Source organism: Streptomyces sp. NPDC003016 (assembly GCF_053591455.1).
This window is the reverse complement of record NZ_JBSFTV010000097.1, coordinates 1-1,831: the sequence shown is the minus strand read 5'-3', so window position 1 is coordinate 1,831 and position 1,831 is coordinate 1. Positions and strand designations below refer to the sequence as shown.

Sequence of the window (1,831 nt, the reverse complement as noted above, 5' to 3'; positions counted from 1 at the left end):
GAACTACCAGATAGAGCACCACCTCTTCCCGAGCATGGCGCGCCCGAATCTGCGGCTCGTCCAGCCGCTGGTGCGTGCGCACTGCCGGGCGCTGGCGCCCGGGACGGGCGCGCGACACAGGCCACCCCGATCGCGGCGGTGCCGGTGCCCGCAACGAGACCGGCCGTGGCACGCCAGCACATGGTGACACCCGCGCGTCCTGGACCCGGTGAATCAGTCTTTGCCGGGCAACGGTAGGGCTCTCCCGGTCGGCGCCTCGGTGCCCGGTGCCAGCATTCGGGTGAGGCGGCCAGCAGGCGGGTGCTTCCCGGGCCGGGCAGGTGGTGGGGGCGACGACTCGGGGTACCCGCAACCGCATGATGAAACGCGCACTGTGGCAGGGCCTGGTCGCCGGAGCGGTCGGCACCGTGGTGATGACCGTGGGCGAGAAGGCGGAGCAGCGCCTGACCGGCCGGCCCAACTCCTACGTCCCGGCACGCACTCTGGAACGCCTGACCGGTATGGCCGAGCGGCCCGGACGTCAGCCGGATCCGGTCAACTGGGCCATGCACTTCGGGCAGGGAGCGCTCCTCGGCGTGCTCCGCTCGGTCATGGCGCATGCCGGGCTGCGCGGGCCGTTGCCGTCGGCGATGTTCGCGGTGGTCCGGCTGACCAACGACCAGATTCTGGAGAACGCCACGGGGGTGGGCGCTCCGCCCCAGACCTGGCCCCGCTCGGAACTGGCGGTGGACCTGTTGCACAAGACGGTCTACGCCTTCGCCACCGGCGCCGTGGCCGACGCCCTGGCCGCCCGCTCCGGCCCGGGGCCCGGACAGCGCCACGCCATGATGCGTCCGGGCCGCCGCACCCATGTCGGACCGCCGCCCCGCGACGACGCCTACGGCCGGTGAACCGGTCCGCCGGGTGGAGACCGGAACGTGGGTGAGCGATGGTCTCGTACGGAGCGGAGCAGCGGCTTCGGCTGCGAGTGCTGCGGGCCGACTGGCTGAACCAGGCGTTCGTGCACTGGCCGTACCGGCCTGCCGACATCCAGGCGCTGCTGCCCGGCCGGCTGAGAGCGGACACGTACGACGGCACGGCCTGGGTCACTCTCACGCCGTTCCTGATGGCCGACGTACGCCCGGCGGGAGTCCCGTCCTCCGTCCCCGCCCTCGGCACCTTCCTCGAGACGAACCTGCGGACCTATGTCCGGGGCCCCGACGGGCGCCAGGCGTTGTGGTTCCTGACGATCGAGGTGTCCTGCCCGGCCATGCTGGCCGCGAGGGCCGTGGGGGCGCCGTACCACCAGGGATCGCTGAGTCTGCGACGGGACGACGGGATCTGTTCCTACTCCGGCGCACGCCGGGGTGGCGGAGGTGCGTACCGCCTGGCTGTGCGGTACGGGGCACCGGTCACGCCGTCGGAGCGCGACGTATGGCTGACCACCCGGTGGCACGCCTTCACGCGCCGTGCCGGGCTGGTCTGGGACACCCCTGTGGAGCACGCACCCTGGCCGCTCCACACCGGTGCGGTCGAGAACCTGACGCAGTCGCTGACGACGGCGGTGGGCCTGCCCGCGCCCTCCCGCGACCCGCTGGTGCACTTCTCACCGGGGGTGAGGCGGGTGCGCATCGGGCCTTCGCGGCCGCGGTGGCGCGCCGCCGGACCCGCTCGCGGGGCGCTGCGGAACTGACTGCCGGAAAGTGGGTCCGGCCCCGCTCCTGCGCCGTCCGGTCGGTCAGGGTGTGGTGCTCTGCGTGGTGATCAGGTCGATCAGGGAGGGCAGCCCCTCGGCGAGGGCGCGGCGCTGCCGGTCCGCGGGGGCGCCCTGCTGGAGCAGCCGGTGGACCAG

General features: G+C 73.3%; 2 protein-coding genes and 2 pseudogenes. 3 read left to right on the top strand and 1 reads right to left on the bottom strand.

Features of this window, described 5'->3' with window-relative positions; all coding sequences use genetic code 11:
- Positions 1 to 94 (top strand): annotated as a pseudogene (locus tag ACWDZ4_RS35040) (fatty acid desaturase); the annotation flags it as partial.
- Between the two features lie 13 nt (positions 95 to 107).
- On the opposite strand, the pseudogene ACWDZ4_RS35035 reads toward ACWDZ4_RS35040, so the two are convergent.
- A pseudogene (locus ACWDZ4_RS35035) lies at positions 108 to 182 on the bottom strand (DUF6629 family protein); the annotation flags it as partial.
- 174 nt (positions 183 to 356) lie between these two features.
- Between ACWDZ4_RS35035 and ACWDZ4_RS35030 the strand changes: the two are divergent.
- Entirely contained in the window at positions 357 to 890 is a 534-nt protein-coding gene (locus tag ACWDZ4_RS35030; RefSeq protein WP_451512424.1) for a hypothetical protein, read from the top strand.
- A 38-nt stretch (positions 891 to 928) separates the two neighbouring features.
- Positions 929 to 1,672 carry a YqjF family protein gene (locus tag ACWDZ4_RS35025; protein WP_451512423.1) on the top strand — a complete coding sequence of 248 codons (744 nt, stop codon included), beginning with the start codon at positions 929 to 931 and terminating at the stop codon, positions 1,670 to 1,672.
- Positions 1,673 to 1,831: the final 159 nt, after the last annotated feature.